Origin of the sequence: Gilvimarinus gilvus, from assembly GCF_030518155.1 — a bacterium.
Classification (GTDB): Bacteria; Pseudomonadota; Gammaproteobacteria; order Pseudomonadales; family Cellvibrionaceae; genus Gilvimarinus; species Gilvimarinus gilvus.
The window spans coordinates 1-360 of sequence record NZ_JAULRU010000058.1; the positions used below are offsets into that span (position 1 = coordinate 1).

The following is a 360-nucleotide window of genomic DNA, read 5'->3' on the forward strand; positions in this document are numbered from 1 at the left end:
GTTTTTCACATATTTAAAATCAATTTCGGTGCAATATATTTAACATTCTATTAACTCATTGATTCTAATAAAAATCATTTAAGTTTTAATGCTTTATCTGATAAACTCACCTATTTTTGTAAATCAATTATAAGTAATGAGTAAATTAGAAAAATATCTATTTTCTACCAGAACCATGACGGTCTTGCTATTCATCTACGCAATCGCCATGGGTTATGCCACTTTCATTGAAAATGACTACGATACGGCTACTGCAAAAGCTGTTATTTACGAGGCAAAGTGGTTTGAGGTATTAATGATTTGGTTGATCGTTTTGTTCTTAATGAATATCAAACGATACCGATTATGGTCAAAGGAAAA

The 360-nt window shown here is 30.0% G+C and carries 1 protein-coding gene; it reads left to right on the forward strand.

Going from position 1 to position 360, the window contains the following annotated elements:
- Positions 1 to 136 precede the first annotated feature (136 nt).
- Positions 137 to 360 (forward strand): hypothetical protein (locus QWI17_RS00270; protein ID WP_302720502.1); only part of this gene is annotated, 224 nt, incomplete at its 3' end.